4 protein-coding genes are annotated in these 3301 nt (G+C 61.0%); all 4 read right to left on the bottom strand.

The window, feature by feature from the left end; genetic code table 11:
- On the bottom strand, window positions 1-875 hold an 875-nt coding region (gene rfbA, locus GL286_RS21965), incomplete at its 3' end, for a glucose-1-phosphate thymidylyltransferase RfbA (RefSeq protein WP_155097689.1).
- Window positions 872-1723 (bottom strand): dTDP-4-dehydrorhamnose reductase, encoded by an 852-nt coding sequence (gene rfbD, locus GL286_RS21960; RefSeq protein WP_155097688.1) that lies wholly within the window; start codon window positions 1721-1723, stop codon window positions 872-874. The genes rfbD and rfbA, both read right to left, overlap by 4 nt.
- On the bottom strand, window positions 1720-2757 hold the full coding sequence (rfbB, locus tag GL286_RS21955; RefSeq protein ID WP_155097687.1) for a dTDP-glucose 4,6-dehydratase: 1038 nt from the start codon (window positions 2755-2757) through the stop codon (window positions 1720-1722). The genes rfbD and rfbB overlap by 4 nt, the downstream gene beginning before the upstream one ends.
- Window positions 2754-3299, bottom strand: a complete 546-nt coding sequence (gene rfbC / locus GL286_RS21950; RefSeq protein WP_170295368.1) for a dTDP-4-dehydrorhamnose 3,5-epimerase — start codon at window positions 3297-3299, stop codon at window positions 2754-2756. Before rfbC ends, rfbB begins: the two co-directional genes overlap by 4 nt.
- Window positions 3300-3301 lie beyond the last annotated feature (2 nt).

The following is a 3301-nucleotide window of genomic DNA, read 5'->3' as shown; positions in this document are numbered from 1 at the left end:
AGATATTTGCCGTAATCGTTCTTGCCGAATTTTTTGGCCCGCTCTGCCAGATCGTCCCGGCTGATCCAGCCTTGGTTAAAGGCAATCTCGTCCGGACAGCCGGTTTGCAAGCCTTGGCGCTGCTCAAGCGTTCGGACGAAGTTTCCCGCATCGAGCAGACTTGCATGGGTTCCGGTATCCAGCCACGCAAAACCACGCCCCATCCGCTCAACTGTCAGAGTGCCCTCATGCAGATAGGTCTCGAGAAGCGTGGTGATCTCGAGTTCGCCGCGCTCCGAAGGTGTCACGCTACGCGCGCGCTCGGGTGCCGAACCGTCAAGGAAATATAGGCCTGTCACAGCGTAATCCGAAGGAGGAACTTCCGGCTTCTCGATGATCGAACTGGCCTTGCCTGCCTCATCGAACGCAACGACGCCGTAACGTTCGGGATCGGCCACACGATAACCAAAAACGGTCCCGCCCTCACTGCGGCTGTCGGCTGCACCAAGCAACAACGGCAATCCATGGCCGAAAAAGATATTGTCGCCCAGGACCATGGCCGAGGGCGCGCCAGCCAGGAAGTCCTCGGCCAGAATATAGGCCTGCGCCAGACCATCCGGAGACGGTTGGACGATATATTCGAAGCTGACGCCCCATTGCCTGCCATCCCCCAGCAACCGGCGGAACTGCTCCTTGTCTTCTGGCGTGGTAATGATCGCGATCTCGCGAATGCCAGACAGCATCAGGATAGAAATCGGGTAATAGATCATCGGCTTGTCATAGATCGGCAGCAACTGCTTCGACACGCCCATAGTGATCGGATAAAGCCGCGTTCCCGATCCCCCCGCCAGAATGATGCCTTTGCGCCCCGATGCGGACTTGGCGGTCTCAGTCATTTACGAAGCTCCGTTAGTACCTTGGTGAGACCTGTGCGCCAATCAGGGCGTTCGATGCCGAAATCCCGTGTGATCGCGCGGCAATCCAGTCGGGAATTGCCCGGACGCCGGGCCGGGGTCGGATAATCACTGGTCGCGATCTCGCTGATGCGGCAGGGAATCCCAACCTGATCTATGATCTCGCGTGCGAAGCCCGCCCAACTTGTGTCAGGTGCGCCCGCGAAGTGATAAATGCCACCTTTGGCCGGATCGGCGTGCATCGCCGCGACCATTTCCAGACAAGCCGACGCAATAGCCGCAGCAGGCGTCGGACCGCCATGCTGGTCGGCGACCACGCGCAATTCCTCGCGCTCGGCACCAAGCCGCATCATCGTCTTGACGAAATTCGCGCCATGGGCCGAGAACACCCACGAGGTGCGCAGCACCGCCCATTGCCCGCCGGCATGTGCGACGCCGCGTTCACCGGCCAGTTTTGACGCGCCGTAAACGCCCAGCGGTCCCGTAGGGTCGGTTTCGGCCCAAGGACGCTCTCCCGAGCCGTCAAACACATAATCTGTCGAGATATGCAGGAACGGCACACTCAGTTTAGCAGCTGCCCGCGCCATGACGAACGGCGCCTCGGCATTGATCGCATGTGCCAGTTCCGGCTCGGATTCCGCGCGGTCTACTGCGGTATGCGCGGCGGCATTGATGATCGCTGTGGGCTGCTCGGAAGCGATCAGCCCGGCGAGGCAGGAGGCATCCGACAGATCGGCAGCGTCGCGACCGATGAAACGCGCCTCGGGGGCGAGACGGGAAAGTTCCGTCGCGACCTGACCGCTTCGGCCAAAGACCAGAAGCCCCTTCATGCCCGACCCAGCCTTTGGCCAACGCCTTCACGGGCCAGAAGCGGCTGCCACCAAGCTTCATTGGCCAGATACCATTCGACGGTCTGGCGCAGGCCTTCCTCGACAGTGACCGAGGGTCGCCAGCCCAGTTCCGTGCGGATGCGGGTTGGGTCGATGGCATAGCGGCGGTCATGGCCGGGACGGTCGGTCACAAAGGTGATCAGCTTGTCATGCGGCGCGTTTTGCGGGCGCAGTTCGTCCATATGGGCACAGATCGTCCGCACGAGGTCGATGTTCTTCGCCTCGTTCTCGCCACCGATATTGTAGCTGCGGCCCAATTCGCCCTTTTCCAGCACCAGCAGCAATGCATCGGCATGGTCCTCGACAAACAACCAGTCGCGGACATTGCCGCCATCGCCGTAAACCGGGATCGGCCGGCCATGCAGCGCGTTCAGGATGACCACCGGAACCAGCTTCTCGGGGAAGTGGAAGGGGCCGTAATTGTTCGAGCAATTGGTCAGCACGACCGGCAGGCCATAGGTCTCGTGCCAGGCACGCACCAGATGGTCCGAGGCCGCCTTACTGGCCGAATAGGGGCTGCGCGGGTCGTAGGGCGTGTCCTCGGTGAACTGACCCTCGTCGCCCAGCGAACCGAAGACCTCATCAGTCGAGATATGGTGGAAGCGGAAGCTCTCGGGCTTGCCCTGACCGGCCCAATAGGCCCGCGCGGCCTCGAGCAGATTGTAGGTGCCGGTGATATTCGTCTCGATGAAGTCACCCGGCCCGTCGATCGAGCGGTCAACATGGCTTTCCGCCGCCAGATGCATGATCGCGTCGGGCTTATGGGTCGCAAGCACGCGATCCAAAGCAGCGCGGTCGCGCAGATCGGCCTGTTCGAACGCGTAAAGCGGGCTGTTCGAAACCGGCGTGACGTTTTCCAGATTGGCCGCGTAGGTCAGCGAGTCGAGGTTCACGACCTCATGCCCGCGCCGTACCGCCAGCCGCACCACAGCCGAGCCGATAAAGCCCGCGCCGCCTGTCACAAGGATCTTCATCTTCTGGCCTCGTATTCGAAACAGTCTTCGTAAATGAATGGGCTATCAAAATCGGCCAATCTCGGGGCAACGGCGTCCTTGCCGGACAGAACAGGATCGCTGGTCAGACCCCAATCGATCCCGACGCTGTCCCAGGCGACGGAACCATCGCACTCGGGAGCATAATGATCGGTGCATTTGTAGCAGATCTCGGTATCGGGCTCGCGCGTGACGAAACCGTGCAGGAAGCCCGCCGGAATCCACAGCTGACGACCGTTTTCGAAAGAAAGCTCCTCACCCACCCATTTGCCGTAAGTGGGGCTGCCTTTACGGATATCGACAGCGACATCAAAAAGCCGCCCCCGCCCGCAACGAACGAGCTTGCCCTGGGCATGCGGCGGCGACTGGAAATGCAGACCGCGCAAGGTCCCTACCGTCGAGGACATCGAATGGTTGTCCTGAACGAACTCGGGCAACTCGACGCCTGCTTCCCGCAGGGTCTTACGATTCCAGCTTTCCGAGAAAAACCCGCGAGAATCTCCGAAACGCCGGGGCTCAAGGATCA

The sequence above is a fragment of the Paracoccus aestuariivivens genome, assembly GCF_009711225.1.
Classification (GTDB): Bacteria; Pseudomonadota; Alphaproteobacteria; order Rhodobacterales; family Rhodobacteraceae; genus Paracoccus; species Paracoccus aestuariivivens.
This window is presented reverse-complemented; position numbering and strand designations above follow the sequence as displayed.

Bases quoted from the DNA above. Each gene is read 5' to 3' on its own strand.
- rfbD (WP_155097688.1), bottom strand. From the start codon at position 1,723: ATGAAGGGGCTTCTGGTCTTTGGCCGAAGCGGTCAGGTCGCGACGGAA.
- rfbB (WP_155097687.1), bottom strand. From the start codon at position 2,757: ATGAAGATCCTTGTGACAGGCGGCGCGGGCTTTATCGGCTCGGCTGTG.